This window comes from Pirellulales bacterium, assembly GCA_035533075.1.
In the GTDB taxonomy this organism is placed as follows: Bacteria; Planctomycetota; Planctomycetia; order Pirellulales; family JAICIG01; genus DASSFG01.
In genome coordinates, this window is record DATLUO010000193.1 from 39,905 (window position 1) to 59,703 (window position 19,799).

Below are 19,799 nucleotides of genomic sequence, written 5' to 3' on the forward strand. Positions count from 1 at the left end.
CATCTCTTGCCGTCCTCGCTCCCAGCATCCGGGCGCCTTCATGCCTCAAAAGACGATTCTCACCGCCGGTCCCTCGATCACGAAGAAAGAGATCGACTATGTTCTCGATGCCGTTACGTTCGGCTGGAATGACAACTGGAATGGCTACCTGAAACGCTTCGAGCAAGCCTTTGCCGACTATACCGCTACGCGTTTTGCGCTGAGCACATCGAGCTGCACCGGGGCTTTGCACCTGGCGCTGTTGGCGCTGGGCGTGGGGCCAAGCGACGAAGTGATCGTGCCCGAAATCACCTGGGTGGCCACGGCCAGCGCCGTGACGTATACGGGCGCGAAGCCGGTTTTTGCCGACGTCGACGCCGACACCTGGTGCCTCGACCCGCAGAGTGCCGAGCGCGCCGTCACGGGCCGCACCAAGGCAATCGTGCCGGTCCATCTTTATGGGCATCCGACCGAGATGCCGGCCATCCATGCCTTGGCCGCGGCGCACAAGTTGAAAGTGCTCGAAGACGCGGCCCCGGCGCTGGGAGCCGAAGTGGACGGCAAGAAAGTCGGCGGACTGAGCGACGTGGCGGCGTTCAGCTTTCAGGGCGCCAAGATCATGACCACGGGTGAGGGCGGCATGCTCGTCACCAATGACGAAGCAGTCTACGAGCGGGCAAAGTTCTTGGGCGATCATGGCCGCGGTCCGCATGTGGCCTTCAAGATCGCCGAGACCGGCTACAAATACAAAATGTCGAACGTGCAGGCGGCCCTGGGGCTGGCCCAGCTCGAACGCATCGAAGAATTGGTGGCCAAAAAGCGGCAAATCTACGCCTGGTATCGGCAACGGCTGAGCGACTTGCCCCAAGTGCAACTGAACGCCGAGCGGCCCTGGGCACGCAATATCTATTGGATGACGTCGATCGTACTCGGGCCGCGTGTGGGGATCAGCCGCGACGGCGTGATGGCACAACTCAAAGAGCGGCATGTCGATAGCCGCCCATTTTTCCCGCCGGCCAGCTCGTTTCCGATGTATGCCAACGCGGCCGAGCGAAATCCGGTGGCCTACCGCGTCTCGGCCAACGGCATCAACTTGCCGAGCGGACACAACCTGACGGAATCGGATGTCGACTATGTCTGTGCCGCGCTGACCGAAGTGTTGTGCAAACGGTCTCGCCGCGCCGCCTGATACACAAGTAACCATGAACCATTCGTACGAAGAGAAAGTTCTCGAACTCATCCGGCGGCTGAAACGCGGCGAGCAGGCGGGCCCGGCCTCGCTGCCCGCTCATCCTCGGGTGACGCTCGAGCCGGTCACGTGGGCCGACGCCGACGAACCGCAGTCGATACATACGCTGGCCGAATGGCGTAAGAAGGCCAACCCATATTTTCCCGCTCAGTTTCCGGTGAGCGAGGAGGGGACGCACCGCTGGCTGGTACACAGCACACTGGAAGTGCCCGACCGGCTCTTGCTCTGGGCTGTTTCAGCCGAGGGCCAGCGGACCGGGCATCTCGGTCTGTTCCGCTTCGATTTTACCGATCGCAGCGTGGAACTCGACAACGTCGTTCGCGGCGTGGAAGGCGTGCTGCCCGGACTGATGCAGGCCGCCGTCGAATCGCTGCTGGTGTGGACGTTTGAGACCTTGGCCATCGATGCGGTCTATCTGCGAGTGCTGTCCGACAACGAGCGGGCCCTGCGGCTCTACCAGCGCTGCGGCTTCCAGGAAACGATGCGCATGCCGCTGGTCCGCGAGCAGGAGGGCGACGCTGTCCGCTGGGTGGAAGCCCAGGCCGATCATCGCCGTCCGGTGACTCGCTATTTCGTGACCATGCGCCTGCTGGCGACCGAGCGGCGTCAGCGCAAAGCACAACTCGCCGGCCCCCATCATGTTCTGCGTGCGACAATGCCCCAAACTCGATCTGATTTTACCCATCAACCGTAGGGTGGGACCAGCGAGCTTGCGAGCGCCGGCCCACCATTGGCGCGACGTAACGGTGGGCCGGCGCTCGCAAGCTCGCTGGTCCCACCCGACAGAGCCATTAATAAAATGAGCAAGAGTCTACTTACTGTCGTCCACGGCCAAGCTGCGACCGAGGGTGGACTGGTGACCGTGATCATGCCCGCGCGAAACGAAGAGGGAAACCTGCCGCGGGCATACGCGGAGCTGACCCAAGTCATGTCGGGCACTCCCTACGATTATGAAGTGCTGGTGATCGACAACGACAGCCAAGACCGCACGGGTGCGATCGCGGCCGACCTGTGCCAACGCGACCACCGCTGGCGGTATGTGAAGTTCAGCCGCAACTTCAACGTCGAGGCATCGATCAGCGCGGGGCTGCGTTTGGCGCGCGGCGACGCGGCCGTGGTGCTGTTCAGCGATTTGCAGGATCCGCCCGAACTGTTGCCGACCTTTTTCAGCCATTGGGAAGAGGGGCACGATGTGGTGTACGGCGTGCTCCGCGACCGCCAGGGCGATCCGTGGTGGAAAGTCTTGGGCGCCAAGGCCGTTTATCGAATGGTCAACGCGCTGGCCGACGTGGAGATCACGCCGAACGCAACCGACTTTCGTTTGTTGTCCCGGCGGGCCATCGACGCCTTGAATCAGTTCGACGAACGCAACCGCTACCTGCGCGGCTTCGCGCATTGGATCGGTTTCCGCAGCCGCGGCGTCGAATACGACCGCCGGCCCCGTTCAGCCGGAAAGAGCAAAGCCCCGTTCTTCTACCTGATCGGGCTGGCCATCAATGCCATCACCTGTTTTTCCACTCGTCCCTTGCAACTGTTCTCTATGGCCGGCGCCGCGGCGTTGGCGGGCACCTTGTTGCTGGCGGCCGTCTATCTCGGCAGTTACTTTTTCGCCTACACGATGCCGGGCCTCACCACCGTTTACCTACTGCTTCTCGCCAACCTGGCCGTGCTGCTGTTAGGCTTCGGCACGCTGGGAGAGTACGTGGGGCGGACCTACGTGGAGACGAAACGCCGGCCTCTATGGCTGATTGACTACACCTTGAATTTCGAAGAGGCGGAAGAAGTCGTGGCCGAGCCGGTCTCCTCGGCGAACGTTGTCGAGCAACCCGCCGCATGGCGAAAGGCGGCCTAGGAGGAGCCGCAATTTTGGATTTTGGATTTTGGATTTTGGATTGACCGCGAATCCAAAATCCAAAATCCAAAATCCAAAATCCAAAATCGTAAGGTGGGGCCAGCGAGCTTGCGAGCGCCGGCCCACCCTACGCACCTATCTCATCTCTCATCTCTCATCCCTCATCTCTCATCCCTCCCCGCAATGTCCTTCCACCCCAGCGACCTGCGTGCCACCGTGCTGCGAATGGCCTACGCCGGCTCGACGGTCCATATTGCGTGCGCGTTTTCGCTGATCGAGGTCATGGCGGTCCTCTATCGGCGGTGGCTGCGGCTGGGCCAAGGACCAGGTGACGCAAGCCGCGATTATCTGGTGCTGAGCAAAGGGCATGGCGTGATGGCCCAGTACGCCTGTCTGCACGAACTCGGCTGGCTGAACGACGATGATCTCCACAACTACTTCGGCGATGGCACACGGCTGAAGGGCTTGTCCGACGCCCATGTGCCCGGTCTCGACGTGACATCCGGCTCGCTGGGGCACGGTCTGTCGGTCGGCGTCGGCCTGGCGCTGGCTGCCAAACGCCGCGGCAGCGAACAGCGAACGTTTGCCATCGTGGGAGACGGTGAACTCAACGAAGGCACGGTCTGGGAGGCACTGCTCTTCGCGTCGCATTTTCAGTTGTCGAACCTGATCGTGATTGTCGACGAAAACGGTTTTCAGGCTATGGGCAGCACGTGCGAGGTGATGCAACTTGGCCGCATCGCCGACAAGCTGGCCGCTTTCGGACTGGAAACGCGGGAAGTCGACGGCCACGACGAAGGTGCCATCGACGGCGCCATCGCCCAACTCGTCGAACTCCCTTGCTCTCGGCCGAAGGCGATTGTGGCGCGGACCGTGAAAGGCAAGGGCGTGTCGTTCATGGAAAACGACAACCGCTGGCACTATACCCGGTTGACGGCCGAGACCTACAGCCAGGCCCTGCGCGAGCTGGACCGACGGAGGGCTGCCTGATGCGGTCGGCATTGTCTCAGGCGCTGGTGCAGGCCGCCGTCGAGGACGAGCGGGTCGTGCTGCTCACCGGCGACCACGGCTATTCGCTGCTCGACGATTTCCGCCGCGTGTGTCCGCGACAGTACCTCAATGCGGGCGTGGCCGAGCAGAACATGGTGGGCGTGGCGGCCGGCCTGGCCAAGGGCGGCTTTCGGCCGATCGTCTACGGCCTGAGCGCCTTTGTGCCGGTGCGGGTGCTGGAACAGATCAAGCTCGATGTTTGCTACGAGCGGCTGCCCGTCATCTTTATCGGCGACGGCGCCGGCGTCGTTTATAGTGCCTTGGGCAGCAGCCACCAAAGCACCGAAGATGTCGCGGCGCTACGGGCGCTGCCGAATATCGCGATTCTTTCGCCTTGCGATGCATACGAGATGACGGCCTGCATGGAGTTGGCGCGTCAGGCCCGCGGCCCCGTCTATGTGCGCGTCGGCAAATGCGATCTGGGCCAGATCCACGACGCACGGCCGCAACTGGAATGGGGCCGGCTCTGCCCGCTCCGTCGTGGAAACGGCACCCTGGCTTGGATCGCCACCGGCTCGATGGTCAAGACCGCGTTGAACGTGGCGACCGCCTGGCCAGGCAGCGACGTCTATAGCGCCCCATGTCTTAAACCGCTCGACTCCGCACAGGTCGCCGAACTATGCGACCGGCATGAGGCGGTGATCGTTTTGGAAGAGCACAGCGTTTACGGCGGGCTCGGTTCGGCGGTGGCCGAGATTGCCGCCTCCGCGGCCCCCACCTGGATTTGCCGCATCGGCGTCGAAGACCGGTTTTCGAAATACTGCGGCAGTTACTCGTATCTGCTGCGCGAGCATGGCCTCGATGCCGCAGCGATCGAAACGAAGGTACGACAATTTTTGCACTCCCGAAAGACCGGCCGGCCCGTGGCCAAGGCGGCATAACGAGTAAGTGGTAGGGTGGGACCAGCGAGCTTGCGAGCGCCGGCCCACCGAGGAGTTTGTCGACAATGGTGGGCCGGCGCTCGCAAGCTCGCTGGTCCCAACCTACCGAAGCGAAAGCGAAACGATCGAATGACCGCCACCACTTCTGCACAGCCAGCGCGACGGCAGCCACCGACCACGCAACCTTCATCGGCGGCCCAGCCGCGGCCGGCGCCGAGCGAGAACGCCGAATCGCGACCGTGGCTCCTTAGCTTGGGGACCTACCTTGCCGCCGCCGCCCTTACTTCGCTGGTGCTTACGTTGACCCTGCGGCTTTGGCGGGCCGATTTCAGCATCCCCTTCGCCAATTCCGGCGATGCCCTGTGGTGCCAGTCGTGGATCAAAGGAATTCAAGAGAACGGCTGGTATCTGACCAACCCGCGCCTGGGCGCACCCGGCGCGATGGATCTGTACGATTTTCCACAGGCCGACAACTTGCACTTCTTGCTGCTGAAGGCGCTCGTTTCGGCCACGCACGATGTCTCGTTTACCTTCAACGTCTATTACCTGCTGGGCTTTCCGCTGATCGCGCTCAGCACGCTCTTCGTGCTGCGCCGCTTCGGGACGTCTCGCCTGGCGGCGCTCTCCGGCAGTTTGTGGTTCAGCTTTCTCCCCTACCATTTCGTGCATGGCCAGCATCACCTGTTCCTGGCCTCGTATTTCGTCTTGCCGCTGGCGGTGATGATGATCCTGTGGGTCTACACGGACCGATTGCGTTGGCCCTGGTCGCGGCGCGATCCGCAAATGCCTTGGGGCCGCGGCCGAATGTGGGGCAGCCTGCTGGTCGCGCTGCTCGTGGCCTCCTCCGGCGTCTATTACGCGTTCTTCACCTGCTACCTGCTGCTGGTGGCGGGATTGGCGTCGGTGCTCGATCGGAAAAAGTGGCAAGGCATGTTGATGGCGGGCACGCTGGTCGGCGTCACGACTGCGGCCGTTGTCGTCAACCTCGTGCCTTGCTTGATCTACCAGTATCAACACGGGCCGAATCCGGCGTTGCCAGGACGGACCGTTGATGAGGCGGAACACTTCGGCCTGAAGATCGGCCAGCTCCTGCTTCCCATTGACGAGCACGTGATCGGCCGGCTGAACCCACTGCGGCAGCGTTACGATCTCTCGCCGCTTGCGTCGGGCGAAAAGGTCGGCGCCACGCTGGGCGCCGTCGGCACGGCGGGCTTTCTGTTCCTGATTGGCTTGCTCTTCTGCCGAACGCGGACACGGCAAGGCGAGGTCGTGCCGGGCCTGGCGGCGCTGAACATCGCAGCGGTCTTGCTGGCGACGGTCGGTGGCTTCGGCTCGCTGTTCGCGCTGCTGGTGAGCGCCCAGATTCGCTGCTACAACCGCATGAGTCTGTTCATCGCGCTGCTTTCGTTGTTTGCGGTCGCCATTCTCCTCGACCGCTTGGCGGACTGGTTTCACGGGAAGGGTTATCGCATCTGGCAGTACCGCCTGGCGCTCGCCTGTCTGGCGGCCTTCGGACTGGTGGACGAAATCGGTCGCAGCCGAGCGCCCGATTACGCGGCGCTGAAAGCACAGTTCGAGTGCGACCGCGACTTCGTGCGCGAAGTCGAACAACAGCTTCCCGCCGACGCCATGCTGTTGCAGCTCCCCTACTTTCCGTTTCCTGAAACGCCGCCGCTCCATCAATTGGGCGACTACGATCTGGTGCGGTTGTACCTTCATGCCAGCGCACTAAAATTCAGCTATGCCGCGATGAGGGGCGGCGCCGCCGACCGTTGGCAGAAAGAAGTGTCCGCGCTGCCGATCGAAGAGCAACTGCCGCACTTCATCGAGCAAGGCTTTGCCGGCATCGCCATCGACCGGGCGGGCTATGACGACCGCGGCGCAGAACTGGAAAACGACCTGCGGGCCATCTTGAATCAAGAACCCCTCGTCAGCCGCGACGAGCGGCTGGCATACTATGCGCTGCCGGCCGCCGATTCGATGAGCCGGTAACGAACCCCGAACCCTGAACCCTGAACGCCGAACCCCGATGCCTCGCCACACACAACACTTCGCCCTGATTGTCAGCCTTCTATTGTTGACTTGCGTCACCGCAGTTCCGGCCGCGGAACCGACCGGCCCCTGGAAGCTCGCCGAGTTGAAGAAGGCACCCGAGGCAACCTGGGGCGAGACCAAGGAGGGAGTGCAGCAAGTCTTTTACACCAGCGGACCCTACGAAGGGCAGCCGACGCGCGTGTTCGCATATTATGCCCGGCCTGAAAAAGGCGACGAACCGTTCCCAGCCATGGTCTTGGTTCATGGGGGCGGCGGCAAAGCGTTCGCCCAGTGGGCCCGCTTATGGGCAGACCGCGGATATGCCGCGCTGGCCATGGATCTGGCCGGGCACGGTCCCGACGGCGAACGCTTGCCCGACGGCGGCCCCGACCAGGACGACCGCACGAAGTTCCGCGAGTTCTCCGACGACGAACTCGACCAGACGTGGAGCTATCATGCCGTGGCCGCGGTGATTCGGGGCGTGTCGCTGCTGGCCTCGCGCGAGGAGGTCGACCCGGAGCGGATCGGCATCACCGGCATAAGCTGGGGCGGTTATCTGACCTGCATCGTGGCCGGCCTCGACGACCGCTTGAAGGTGGCCGTGCCGGTCTATGGTGGCGGGTTTTTGGCCGACAACAGCGTCTGGCTGCCGACCTTCGAGCGGATGCCGGCGGACGAGCGCGACCGTTGGGTGAAGAACTTCGATCCTTCGAACTACTTGCCTTCGGTCCGTTGCCCGGTGCTGTTCATCAACGGCACCAACGACTATGCCTATCCGCTGGACAGTTATCAGAAGTCGTACCGGTTGGTTCCGGGGCGGGTCGATCTGTGCGTCAAGGTGCGCATGCCGCACAGTCATCCCGACGGTTGGGGGCCGCCCGAGATCGGCATTTACGTCGACAGCGTTCTCAAAGACGGCCGGCCGCTGGCGACGATCGGTCCGACGGAGCTGCGCGGCAACCGCGCCGCGGCGCGATTCAAGGCGACGGTGCCGATCATGCGTGCCGAAGCCCACTATGCGGTGGCGACTGGTCCCTGGAACAAACGGAGCTGGCAGAGTGTGAGCGCGGTCCACACCGGCGAGGCGGTTTCGGCCGAGCTGCCCACCGCCCGGCCGTTGGTCTACTATCTGAGCGTCACCGACGAGCGCGGGGCCCAGGTGAGCACGCCGCACGAGCTGCTGCCGGAGTAGCGATGAGAGCGATGTTTCTCGCGAGGGCCGCCTCCCGCCGTCGCATAAGCGTTCCCGCGCGCGTTGACCCGCGAGACTTTTCGCCGCCCCTCTGCCACTCTCTGGACCAGCCCGCGCCGCCGGCTGGCCCGGCGTTGCAAGCTATGTAATAAATTTTCTTGATCGCCTATTGACAATACTGAACGCACGATACAATACGGGTAGGCGTGTTGTGTTCTTAAGTTCACTTTTTGCATTAGGAGGTGTTCCATGTCCGGTGAAGAACAGTTGGTTTCTCTTGAAGTCGCCAAGATCCGCACCGACGGCGGCACGCAGGTCCGCGAACAGATCGACGGCCTGCTCGTGGAAGAGTATGCCGAGCGGATGCACTCGGAAGACGTCTTTCCGCCGATCGTGGTTTTTTTCGACGGCCAGGATTACTGGCTGGCGGACGGCTTTCACCGCTTCCAGGCCCATTCTCAGTTGCGACATCCGACCGTCGAGTGCCGCCTGCTTCAGGGCACGCGACGCGACGCGGTGCTGTTCGCCCTCAAGGCCAACAACGCCCACGGCCTGCGCCGCACCAGCGCCGACAAGCGCCACGCCGTCAAGCTGGTGCTGGCCGATGAAGAATGGTCGAAACGGTCGGACCGCTGGATTGCCGACGTGTGCGGGGTGGGCCGCGACCTGGTCGGCGAAATCCGGCGGGAACTGTCGGATTCCGACAGTTCACCAAAAGAGGGGGATTTGCGTGTGGGGCAAGACGGCAAGCTGCGGCAGGCGGGCCGAACGGCGCGAGAAGCGGATCCGCCGACCGGCGACCGCGTCGAAGTCGCCTTGCGCGCGGCGGAAAGGTTCGATCGCTGTCTCGTGGCTTTGAAGAAGCTGGCGATGTCGGTGGAGCAGTTGGCCCTCGTGCCGGGCGGCCATTATCTGCTGACCCTCCGCCTGGACGATTTCCGCACGAACCTACGTCTGTCGGCCAATTACCTGACGGCGATGCGGCCGTCGAGGCGCTGTGACCTCTGCGGCGGAGACGGCTGCCAGTTCTGCAGCCAGCTCGGCTGGGTCTGCACGGGCGTCGAGAAATGCGGCTGAAATCCGTCGTTCCGTGATGGATCGACCGCGAAGCAGCGGCGGTGGCTGGAGCTTGGCCGCGGAGCATATTCCGAAGGTCGCGGCCCAAGCGGCCAATCTCGGCCCAGCCACCGCCAATCTCTCATTTTCGGCCGCGTGAAGTAGAATTCTCGTTATCAACAAATTTTCGGGAAGTCGTCCAATGCGACACGCGTGTCGCATTGGACGAGATCCGCCCCTTGAGACTTCCGGCAAAATCAGTGAAAATCGACTGCCAGCGTCTTGCTGGGCGTTACGTCAACCGGGGGTGTCATGGCCGACTTCGATCCGTATCACAAGTGGCTTGGAATTCCGCCCAAGGACCAGCCGCCGAACCACTACCGGCTGCTGGCGATCGAGCTGTTCGAGAGCGATCCCGACGTGATCGAGAGCGCCGCCGACCAGCGGATGGCGCACGTCCGCACCTTTCAGACCGGGCAAAACTCGGCCGTATCGCAGCGCATCCTCAACGAGCTGAGCGCCGCCAAGCTCTGCCTGCTCAATCCACAGAAGCGGGCCGAATACGATCGCCAGTTGCGCGAAAAAACGCAGGCGGCCGGTTCCGCCGTTTTACCTGTTACTGCCGGTGAGGGCCGGGGTGAGGGTGGCGGCACAGTGCTCCCTCTCCCACTGGGAGACGGCCGGGGTGAGGGTGGCCGGCCTCGCCCGCTGCCGAAAGCCACGCCGCTGACGGCCGATCAACCTGCTCCGGTGGTGATTAAATCGTCGCCATCGGAGTTCAGTATTCACAAACGGCCCCGCCGACCGCCGGTGTGGCAGCAGCCCGCGGTGCTGGCCGGCTTTGCGGCTGCCGCGATCATCCTGCCGTTGGGCATCTATTTTCTGAAGTCCGGCAACCAAGAACCGGCCGCTTCGCCGCGTAAGGCGACCAGCGTTCGCTCGTCGCCAACGGTTGTCAGCGGCGGCAAGCACGATCCGAAAACAGTGCCGAGCAAGCCTGTGACGACGCCGGCTCCGCCGTCGGTTCCGGCAGCTTCGGCAAAGCCCGATTTCGAGATCATCGACGCCACCTGGGGAACCGGCGACAAGTGGGTCAACGTGACCGACGGCGTCCGCAAGCAGGTGAAAAACAATCGGCTGATGATGATGGTCTGGTCGAACCTGTTCGGTTCCCCGGAGGACCCGGCCAAAGGCGTCGGCAAAGTTTTGCGCATCCGGTATCGGTCGCGCGGCAAGCAGTATGTGGCCGACTTTCCCGACGTCTACTTTGTTTATCTCGACGGCAACCCACTAGCTCCGCCAACCGATTCGCCCGGCGGGCTGGAATTGCTCGAGGCCCGTTTTGGCGCCGGACTGGCCTATGCGGACGTGCTGCCGCAACTCCGCGAGCACTTGCGCGACGGCCGCTTGTGGGTGCCCGCCGATGAATTCGCAGACACGACCGCCGACGAACTTGCCAAAGACAACATCCATTCCGGTACGTACAAGGTTCTGTGGATCCGTTACCGCAACGGCACCGGCGAGCATTTCACGTACGCCTGGAATGACAATCCAGTTGTGATCGAATCTCGTCTGCCCGATGCCGCGGGACCGCCCGTCGATCTTTTGAAGTCGATCGACCTGAAACGCGACGTCGTCGACGGCGAATGGAAACTGGCCGACGGTGTGCTTCATGCTCCGGGCACGCACGGTACGCGAGTCCAATTGCCGCTCGATGCACCCGACGAATATACCCTGACGGTTGTCGCCGAAAGCGAGCCCGAAATCATGGATATCAGCGTATTGTTGCCCGTGGGTGGCAAGCAGGTCATGAGCGTCATCGACGGCTTCGGCGGCGTGACATCGGGACTCCAGGTGGTTAACGGTTGGCGGGCAGACAGCAATCCCAGCTATCGCTGGCGATGCGCGCGGATGTTTGAGCGGGCCCGGCCGAACACGCTCGTTTATATCGTGCGCCGCACTAGCCTGCGCGTCCTCCGCGACGGCGCCGAGGTCATTCGCTGGTCGGGCAATCCGGCAGGCTTCTCGATCGCCGACGGTTGGAAGGTGCCCAATCACCGGCGGATCGCCTTGGAGGCATACGAGACACCGTACCGCGTGACCAAGTTGGAACTGGTGCCGCTGGCTCCCGAGAAGTCGCCGATGCTGACCGAGCTCGAGCCGGGCAAGAGGGTCGACCTCCTCAAGCATATTGACCTCGATCGCGACCTCTTGCACGGCCATTGGGAGTACGACGGGCAATCGCTCGTTTCGCCCGACTCGGATAAGGGCTTGTTTCAATTGCCTGCCGTAGTGCCCGACTCTTATCGACTCGATGCCGTAGCGCAGCGAGAGCATGGCAACGACTGCCTGACGATCATGCTGCCCATCGGCGGCAAGTCGGCGGCGCTGATCCTGGACGGCCACGGAGGCAAGCTTTCTGGGCTGCAAGCGATCGACGGCAAGAACATCGACGCCAACGAGACGAAGTACGAAGAGCCCCTTTTCGCAGATGGTAAACCGAAGGCGATTACGATCACGGTCCGCAAGAACCAGGTGCAAGCGGTCTGCGATGGGAAACAAATTGTCGATTGGACTGGCGACGTTGAGCGACTTTCAGCCAACGCGCGATACCACGACCGCGTCTACCTGGGCGACTGGTATTCGCGCTACCGCCTGACGAAGATCGAAGTGACGCCGCTCGGTTCCGAAGGTGCCGATGGTCCGCCCGCCCTCGACGGCCCGCCGTCGGCGCCGGAACCGCCGAAACCGAGCGTTCCGCTTGCTTCCGCGGAATCAGTCGACTTGCTGAAGCAGGTCGACATGGCGCGCGATCACGTCAATGGGAATTGGAAGCGTGATGCCGAAGCGCTCGTGTCGCCGAGACTGCTGGCCGCGAAGATGGAACTACCGTTCGCGCCGAGCGGCGACTATGAGCTCACGATCGTCGCCGAGCGGCTGTCGGGCAACGATTCGTTCATCGTAGGACTTGTCATCGACGGGCGCCAGGTGGCCATGACGCTGGACGGCTACGGCGGAGAGACAGCGGGCCTGGCGGACCTCGATCACCACGACGGCGCCGAGAACGCCACCACGCGCCGCGGCCGACTTCTCCCGCCCGGAAAGCCCCACACCGTGGTCTGCACCGTGCGCGGCAGCAGCCTGCGCGTGACCTGCGACGGCGAGCCGGTGATCGCCTGGTCGGGCGATGCCGCGCGGCTTTCCAACAGCGACTTCTGGCAGGTCCACGACAAACGGCGTCTGTATGGGAGCGTGGGATTCCGAGTTCAAATACACGCGCATTGAATTGAAACCGCTGTCGTCCGCGAAGGCCACCGGCGGGGAACGCAGAATGTCCGATCTCGCCGGCGACAATACTAACGGCAACCAGTCGCGTCTGCCGGTGCCCGGCGAAGACGAGCAAAAAAAGTCACGGCAAGAACTGCTGAAGAAACTAGCGGCGGCCAAGGCGCCGGAGCAGAAGCGCACGCTGGCCCAGGAATTCGTGGCGCAGGCGTTGGCGGCCACCAAGGTCGACGCGACCGCTTACGTTCGGTTGCGCCAGGCGGTCGATCTGGCCGACGCCGGCGGTGATCTCGACCTGGCCTGGCAAGCGATCGACCAGCTCGCAAAAACCTTTGACGTCGACGCCCAAGATTTGCGTCAAAAGTCGTTGACCGAAATCGGCAAAACGGCCAAGTCGCCCGAACAATGTCGCGACCTGGTCGATGCCTCCTGCCGGCTGATGGCTTCGGCCCTTGCCGACGCCAAGCCTGAGATCGTCAAGAAAGCGGCGGCACAGGCCCAGAGCTGGGCCAAGCGAGCGAAAGATAAGACGCTGCAAAGAGAGTTGGCCAGCCGCGTATCAGGCGCAACCAAGGTGGCCGGCGAACTCGATGCGGTGGCCGCCGCACGCCAGACGCTCACGACCATGCCCGACGACCCGCACGCGAACTTCGTCGTCGGGCATTTCGAGCTGTGCGTGGCCGACGATTGGGAGCCGGCGCTGGTCAAGTTGGCAAAGGGCGACGACGCGGCTTGGCGGAAACTGGCGTCCGAGTCGCGGCCGCTGGTCCACGATCTTTCGGGCACGGATCTGCGGATGGCCGCCGCCGATGCCTGGTGGACGGAAGCTGAAAAGGAGCCTTGGCCCGGCCGGCATTACCTGCGGCTGCACGCCGCCAACTGGTATCGACTCGCCCTGCCGTCGCTCTCCGGCACCAATCGCACCCACGCCGAGCAGCGGCTTAAGCTCCTGTTGGCCACCGACGAAGGGCTGCCGGCTTGGGAGTTGTTCGACGGCGGTCAAACGGTCGGCGGCTTCCGGCGAATTACGCGCGGAGGTTCTTTGAGAACGCGCGTCGATTACGACGGCCCGATCGACGTGACCTTCACGGCCCGCACCGACAGCTTGAACATTCGCCTCGCGGCCTACGATCATGACGTAGTGATCTGGAATTGGGAGCTCAATCCGAGCGAGCTGCGTGTCGGCCGTCCCGATGGCAGCACCGTGCCGGCCCCCGTCACGCCGTTGGAGCCAAATCGCTGGTATACCTTCCATTACCGCGTCACGCGGCAAGGCACAACGATTACCGTCGACGGCGTCCCTGTTTTCTCCGAGAATCAGGTTTACGGCAAATTCCCGCGCGCGGCGGTCGGAGTGACGGGCGCGGGCAACGCCGTCGTCGACGTGAAAAAGTTCGTGATCAGGCCGCTTGAGTGAGCCATTTCCCTCCGAGTGAATCCGCGTGGTAGTATGGCCGGTGAACTACATCCACAACCGCGAGCACGGCGTGCAGAGCATCTACGATTTGGCCACCGCCAGGTCGTATTTGTCGTAATGCAGGCCATGACCGCGCAATCGTGGCACGCGGCCGTAGCAATAGCCGTAGGGTGGGACCGGCGAGCTTGCGAGCGCCGGCCCACCATTCTCGGCCATCGTGGTGGGCCGGCGCTCGCAAGCTCGCTGGTCCCACCCTACACCTCGTGACCAACTTACTATTACGACGCTACCCCCTGGCGCAACCCTTGAGCCATCCGGCAAAATCGGCGAAAATCGACTGCCGGTGTCTTGCCGGGTGTCACGTCAACCGGGGGTGTCATGGCCGACTTCAATCCGTATCACAAGTGGCTTGGAATTCCGCTCAAGGACCAGCCGCCGAACCACTATCGGCTGCTGGGCATCGAGCTGTTCGAAAGCGATCCCGACGTGATCGAGAGCGCCGCCGACCAGCGGATGGCGCACGTGCGCACATTTCAGACCGGGCAAAACTCCGCCGTCTCGCAGCGCATCCTCAACGAGCTGAGCGCCGCCAAGCTCTGCCTGCTCAATCCACAGAAGCGGGCTGAATACGACCGCCCGTTGCGCGAAAAAACCCAGGCGGCCGATTCCGCCATCTCTCCGGGCGGCAGCCGGGGTGAGGGTGGCCAGCCTCGCCCGTCCATCGAACCGCATCCCGGGCCTCGTCCGGTACCGCAAGCCGTTCCTTTACAGCGGGCCAGGCCGATGCCCCAGGTTGAGGCGATGCCGCTGGTGCAGCCGACGCCCGTCATCGTGCCCGGCGCCGGTCCGTCGTCAGGCATTAACATTCACAAGCGGGTCTCGCGCAAAGCGCCGCTTTGGCAACAGCCGGCGGTGCTCGTCGCGGCTGCCGCTGCGGTCGTGATGATGGCGATTGGCGGTTACTACGTGACGCCGGCCAAACAAACGCCGGCGACCTCCGTGGTCACAAACCCGTCGAAGGAATCCCGGCCGAGCGCGCCGACTGCGACATCGCCGGTCGCTTCGGTCGATCCGGCCGCTCCGGTCGATTCGCTGCCCCCGCCGCCCGCCAAGTCGTCGACCGGCACGACCGTCGCGGCTCCCTCGGTCGCGTTACCCTCGGCGCCCTCCACGCCCGATTTCGAGATCATCGAGGCCACTTGGGGCGTGGGCGACAAATGGGTCAACGTCACCGACGCGGTACGCAATCGCGTCAAGGATCACCGGCTGATGATGATGGTCTGGGCGAACCTGTTCGGCTCGCCTGAAGATCCCGCCCCAGGAACCGGCAAAAAGCTGCGGATTCAGTACCGCGCGCGGGGCCGGCGATACACGGTCGAGTATCCCGACGTCTTTTTCGCCTACCTCGACGGCAACCCGCTTGCGCCCCCGACCGATTCGCCCGACGGGCTGGAACTGCTCGAAGCTCGCTACGGCGCCGGCGCAAGCTATGTCGACGTTCTGGCCCAACTTCGCGACCACCTGCACGACGGCCGCTTGTCGGTGCCAGCCAACCAATTTGTGGGCACGACCGCCGACGAGCTTGCCAAACATGGCCTCAACTCCGGCACGTTCAAGCTGCTCTGGGTCCGCTACCGCAACGGCACCGGCGAGCACTACACGTATGCCTGGAAGGCCGACCGGCTCGCGATCGACTCCCGCTTGCCCGAGGCGGCCGGACCTCCGGTCGACCTTTTGAAATTGATCGACGTCAATCGTGACGTGGTCGAGGGCAATTGGACGTTGGCCGACGGCATTTTAAGCGGCCCCGCCACTCAGAACGCGCGCATCGAGATCCCGTTCGATCCGCACGAGGAGTACGCTCTCACGGTCGTGGCCGAAGGCGATCCGGAAATCAAAGACATCAGCGTCTTGCTGCCGGTCGACGGCCGGCAGGTGATGAGCGTGCTCGACGGCTTTTCGGGCATCGGCTCGGGCTTGCACATGATCAACGGCCGTGTTGCAAATGATAATCCCGCCTATCCCTGGCGGCGGACACGAATGCTCGAACAGGGCCGGCCAAATACCTTGCTGTACGTCGTGCGCCGGCGAAGCATCCGCGTCTTTCGCGACGGGGCCGAAATCATCCGCTGGTCGGGCGATCCGCAGACGTTTTCGATCGCCGACATCTGGGCTCTGCGGAGCACGCGGCGGATTGGCCTTGAAGCCTACGATACGCCCTTTCGCGTCCGCAAGCTGGTGTTGGTGCCGCTGACCCCCGAGAAGTCGCCGATGCTGACCCAACTCGAGCCGGGAAAGACCGTCGACCTCCTCAAGCAGATCGACCGCGACCGCGACCTCTTGTACGGCAACTGGCAGTACGACGGCCAGTCGCTCGTTTCGGCGGATTCCGACAAAGGACAGATGCAGTTGCCTGCGGTCGTGCCTGGCGACTATGAGCTGAATGTGGTGGCGCGGCGCGAGTCGGGCAACGAGAGCCTGAGCTTTACGCTGCCCGTCGCCGGCGCGCAAGTTTCGTTGTTGATCGACGCGCAAGGCGGCAAACTGTCGGGCCTGCGACAGATCGACGGCAAGAACATCGACAGCAACGAAACGAAGCACGAAGGCGCCGTGTTCGCCGACGGCCAGGCGAAGTCGATCACCGTTACCGTCCGCAAGAACCACGTGCGCGCGGTGTGCGACGGCCAGCCGCTTGTCGGCTGGACCGGTGACGTCAACCGCCTGAAGCCGACCGAACACGCACCGTATAACGACCGCATCTACGTGGGGAGTTTCAATTCTCGCTATCGCCTGACGAAGATCGAGCTGACGCCGCTTTCGTCGGAGGCGGAAACGGCATCGCCGGCCCTGTTGGCGGGCGAGCCGGTCGACCTGCTCAAGCAGATCGACGTCAAACGAGACGCCGTCGCGGGCGACTGGCAGGTTGCCGACGGCGTACTGATTTCGCCCGATACCCCGTTCTCGCGATTGTTGTTGCCGCCCCCGCCCGCGCCGGACTACGAATTAACCATTGTAGGCGAACGAGTCCGAGGCGGATGGGGGCTGGGAGTGGCGTTAGTCGCGGATGGCCGCCAAACCGTCGCGGAGATCGACGGCTTCAACGGCCATTTCACCGGATTCTCAGCACTCGACGGAAAAGGGTGCAATGAAAATGAAACATCGCGACAAGGCCGGCTCATGGTAGACGGCAAGCCGGTCAGGCTGGTTTACACAGTGCGGCCCAACAGCATCCGCGTGGCGCTGGATGGCCGCACGATCATCGACTGGAAAGGCGATCCACGCAGGTTGTCGATGATCGATGGCTATAAACTGCCCGATCCGACCCGGCTGGCGCTCTGCGAGTTTAAGACCGTTTGCCGCATCAGCAAGATCGAGGTGGTGCCGTTGACTGCCGAGCCGTCATCGGTTTCGCCTGCGATGGTGGCTGACGGCGGCGCGGATGTACTGAAGCAAATCGATTTCACGCGCGACGCATTCCGAGGCAAGTGGCAACTCGGCACCGATGGTGCGATTCTGACACCGGACGACGCTTATCCGGTTTTGGTGCTGCCGTCGCCGCCGGCGACGCAATACCGTTTGTCGATGCGAGCAGAAAGGTTGCGTGGAACGGGCGCGTTTGGCGTCAGATTGGTCGTTGGCGGATCGTTGGTAGTGGCATTTATCGATGCCTTCGATGGCACGATTTCCGGTCTCGGTGAGGTTGACGGGCGGCACTGCAATAACAACGTCACGACACGCCCTGGACATTTCTTGGACGAAGGGCGTGCCTGCAACCTGGTCTACACTATCCGCGAGAGATCGGTGACCGTGGAATTGGACGGAAAACCGCTCATCACCTGGACCGGCGACCCAGCTTCGCTGTCGGTCCACGATATTGCCAAGCTGCCCGATCCAAGCCGGCTTGTCCTGCTGCCAAATTCTTCGGTGTTTCGACTGACGAACATCGAGCTCGTCCCTCTCCCGTCGAAGGGCGCCAGCAGCCGGCCGCCGAATCTCGCCGATCTGACGGCCGGCAACAAGTCGCGCCGGCCCGTGCCCGACGACGAGGCGCTGAAAAAGGCCAAGGAGGAAATGCGGAAGAAGTTCGCCAGCAGGCTCAGCGCGGCGAAATCGCCCGATCAGAAGCGCGGCCTCGCCCAGGAACTGGCGCAAAAGGCCGTCGTCGACGACGAGACCGGCGCCAGGGCCTACGTTCTGTTGAGCCAGGCCATCGACCTGGCCAAAACGGCGGGCGATCTCGACTTGGCCTGGCAGACGATCGATCAACTCGCGAAGACGTTCGCCATCGATGGCCTGGCCCTGCGCCAGCAGTCGCTGGTCGACGTCGGCAAGGGAGCGAAGTCGCCGGAGCAGAACTGGGTGCTGGCCGACGCGGCCTGCCGCTTGATGGTCTCGGCCCTGGCCGCGCGCGACGCGGCAACGGTGAAGAAGGCCGCGACGCAGGCGCAAAGCTTCGCCAAGCGGACCAAAGACAAAACGGTGCAAAAGGCGATCACCAGCCGCGTGAACGACGCCGCCAAACTGGCCGGCGAGATCGAGGCCGTCGCCGCGGCCCGCGAAACGCTTAAAACATCGCCCGACGATCCGCAGGCCAACCAGACCGTCGGCCATTACGAGTTGTGCGCGGCGGGCGACTGGCAGGCCGCCTTGCCGAAGCTGGCCAAATCGGGCGACGCCAACTGGAAGAAACTGGCTGCCGACGAGTTGGCGCTGGGCGCCCGCTCCTCGCCGGGCAGCCGGCCAGGGTTCGGCAATCGATTCCCGGTGACCATTCAACCTGCCGACGCCACACGACAACTCGCGGCGGCCGACGCCTGGTGGTCGCGCGCCGAAGACGAGCCCTGGCCCGGCAAGCACTACCTGCGGTTGCGCGCCGCTCATTGGTACAGCGCGGCCTATCGCTCGCTGGTCGACGTCAACCGCGTCCGCGCCGGCGAGCGGCTGAAGGCGCTGTTGGCCATCGACGAGGGTTCTCAGAACTGGGAATTGTTCAAGCGGCAGGGCTTCCAGACGGAGCAACCGACGGGCGACGTGGTGCGGATCGATAACCAGAGCGGAGGACTGGAGACGGTGGTCGAGTACGACGGCCCGATCGACGTCACGCTGGTGGCGCGAACGACCGGCAACATGGTGCGGCTCTCGTCACACCGTTGGACTTGGAGCTGGAACTATGCGATCGAGCCGAACCGCTGGCACACGCTGCGTTTCGTGATCACTCCCCTGGCGCGGACGGTCTTCGCCGACGGAGTGTCGGCCTACACCGATGCTTCTACTTCGCGGACGCCCCGCACGCTGAATTCCGCGCCCGTTTCCATCTACGGCGGCGACGAGGTCATTGAGATCAAGAAGTTTATCGTCAGGTCCCTAGAGTAGTGGTCAAAAGGGCCATCTCGATCCGGTCACCCCATTGCCAGGAGAGTAATCGCTATGGCTGTCCAAACCGAACCGTCGCTGCTTGATTATCTGCACGACGCACGATGTCGTTCTTGGGAATGGGACTGCCGCGGTCCCTTGGTCCGCCGGATGCATTTGGTTGCGGAGGTGGATGACGAGTGCGATTACGAGCCCTGGAGGGGAAAGACGATCGGCATCACACTTTTGGACGCCGTCGCGTGTCGATTCATTGGGTGGGGCTACCAGACGGGGGCGGAAACCATTGATGCCTATCGAAGCGGCGTCTCGCCTGAGTTGGAGCGAGAGTGCGCCCGCCTTCAAAGCGTCGGGATTGAGGTTCCGCCCTTGATGTTCACGATCGTCTTCGCCAGCGGCTCGACGATCGAAGTCGCTTGTCGGGAGGTGCTGGC

General features: G+C 63.3%; 12 protein-coding genes. 11 read left to right on the forward strand and 1 reads right to left on the reverse strand.

Going from position 1 to position 19,799, the window contains the following annotated elements; all coding sequences use genetic code 11:
• Positions 1-40 precede the first annotated feature (40 nt).
• The 10 genes from VNH11_23795 to VNH11_23840 all read left to right on the forward strand — a co-directional run bounded on the left by VNH11_23795 (position 41) and on the right by VNH11_23840 (position 13,995).
• Positions 41-1,168 carry a DegT/DnrJ/EryC1/StrS family aminotransferase gene (locus tag VNH11_23795; protein HVA49410.1) on the forward strand — a complete coding sequence of 376 codons (1,128 nt, stop codon included), beginning with the start codon at positions 41-43 and terminating at the stop codon, positions 1,166-1,168.
• Between the two features lie 13 nt (positions 1,169-1,181).
• Positions 1,182-1,922: a GNAT family N-acetyltransferase gene (locus VNH11_23800; protein ID HVA49411.1), complete on the forward strand. Its 741-nt coding sequence runs from the start codon at positions 1,182-1,184 to the stop codon at positions 1,920-1,922.
• A 105-nt stretch (positions 1,923-2,027) separates the two neighbouring features.
• Positions 2,028-3,080 carry a glycosyltransferase family 2 protein gene (locus VNH11_23805; protein ID HVA49412.1) on the forward strand — a complete coding sequence of 351 codons (1,053 nt, stop codon included), beginning with the start codon at positions 2,028-2,030 and terminating at the stop codon, positions 3,078-3,080.
• Between the two features lie 183 nt (positions 3,081-3,263).
• Positions 3,264-4,070, forward strand: a complete 807-nt coding sequence (locus VNH11_23810) for a transketolase (GenBank protein HVA49413.1) — start codon at positions 3,264-3,266, stop codon at positions 4,068-4,070.
• Positions 4,070-5,011, forward strand: a complete 942-nt coding sequence (locus VNH11_23815) for a transketolase C-terminal domain-containing protein (protein HVA49414.1) — start codon at positions 4,070-4,072, stop codon at positions 5,009-5,011. The genes VNH11_23810 and VNH11_23815 overlap by 1 nt, the downstream gene beginning before the upstream one ends.
• A gap of 291 nt (positions 5,012-5,302) precedes the next feature.
• Positions 5,303-7,003: a hypothetical protein gene (locus VNH11_23820; GenBank protein HVA49415.1), complete on the forward strand. Its 1,701-nt coding sequence runs from the start codon at positions 5,303-5,305 to the stop codon at positions 7,001-7,003.
• Positions 7,004-7,040: 37 nt separating this feature from the next.
• Positions 7,041-8,237: an alpha/beta fold hydrolase gene (locus VNH11_23825; GenBank protein ID HVA49416.1), complete on the forward strand. Its 1,197-nt coding sequence runs from the start codon at positions 7,041-7,043 to the stop codon at positions 8,235-8,237.
• A 249-nt stretch (positions 8,238-8,486) separates the two neighbouring features.
• Positions 8,487-9,314 (forward strand): ParB N-terminal domain-containing protein, encoded by an 828-nt coding sequence (locus tag VNH11_23830; protein ID HVA49417.1) that lies wholly within the window; start codon positions 8,487-8,489, stop codon positions 9,312-9,314.
• Positions 9,315-9,605: 291 nt separating this feature from the next.
• Positions 9,606-12,578: a hypothetical protein gene (locus VNH11_23835; protein HVA49418.1), complete on the forward strand. Its 2,973-nt coding sequence runs from the start codon at positions 9,606-9,608 to the stop codon at positions 12,576-12,578.
• Positions 12,579-12,624: 46 nt separating this feature from the next.
• Positions 12,625-13,995, forward strand: a complete 1,371-nt coding sequence (locus VNH11_23840; protein ID HVA49419.1) for a hypothetical protein — start codon at positions 12,625-12,627, stop codon at positions 13,993-13,995.
• Between the two features lie 81 nt (positions 13,996-14,076).
• Here VNH11_23840 and VNH11_23845 read toward each other — a convergent pair whose 3' ends face one another.
• Positions 14,077-14,211 carry a hypothetical protein gene (locus VNH11_23845; GenBank protein HVA49420.1) on the reverse strand — a complete coding sequence of 45 codons (135 nt, stop codon included), beginning with the start codon at positions 14,209-14,211 and terminating at the stop codon, positions 14,077-14,079.
• 162 nt (positions 14,212-14,373) lie between these two features.
• Between VNH11_23845 and VNH11_23850 the strand changes: the two genes are divergently transcribed.
• Positions 14,374-19,368 (forward strand): hypothetical protein, encoded by a 4,995-nt coding sequence (locus tag VNH11_23850; GenBank protein ID HVA49421.1) that lies wholly within the window; start codon positions 14,374-14,376, stop codon positions 19,366-19,368.
• Positions 19,369-19,799 lie beyond the last annotated feature (431 nt).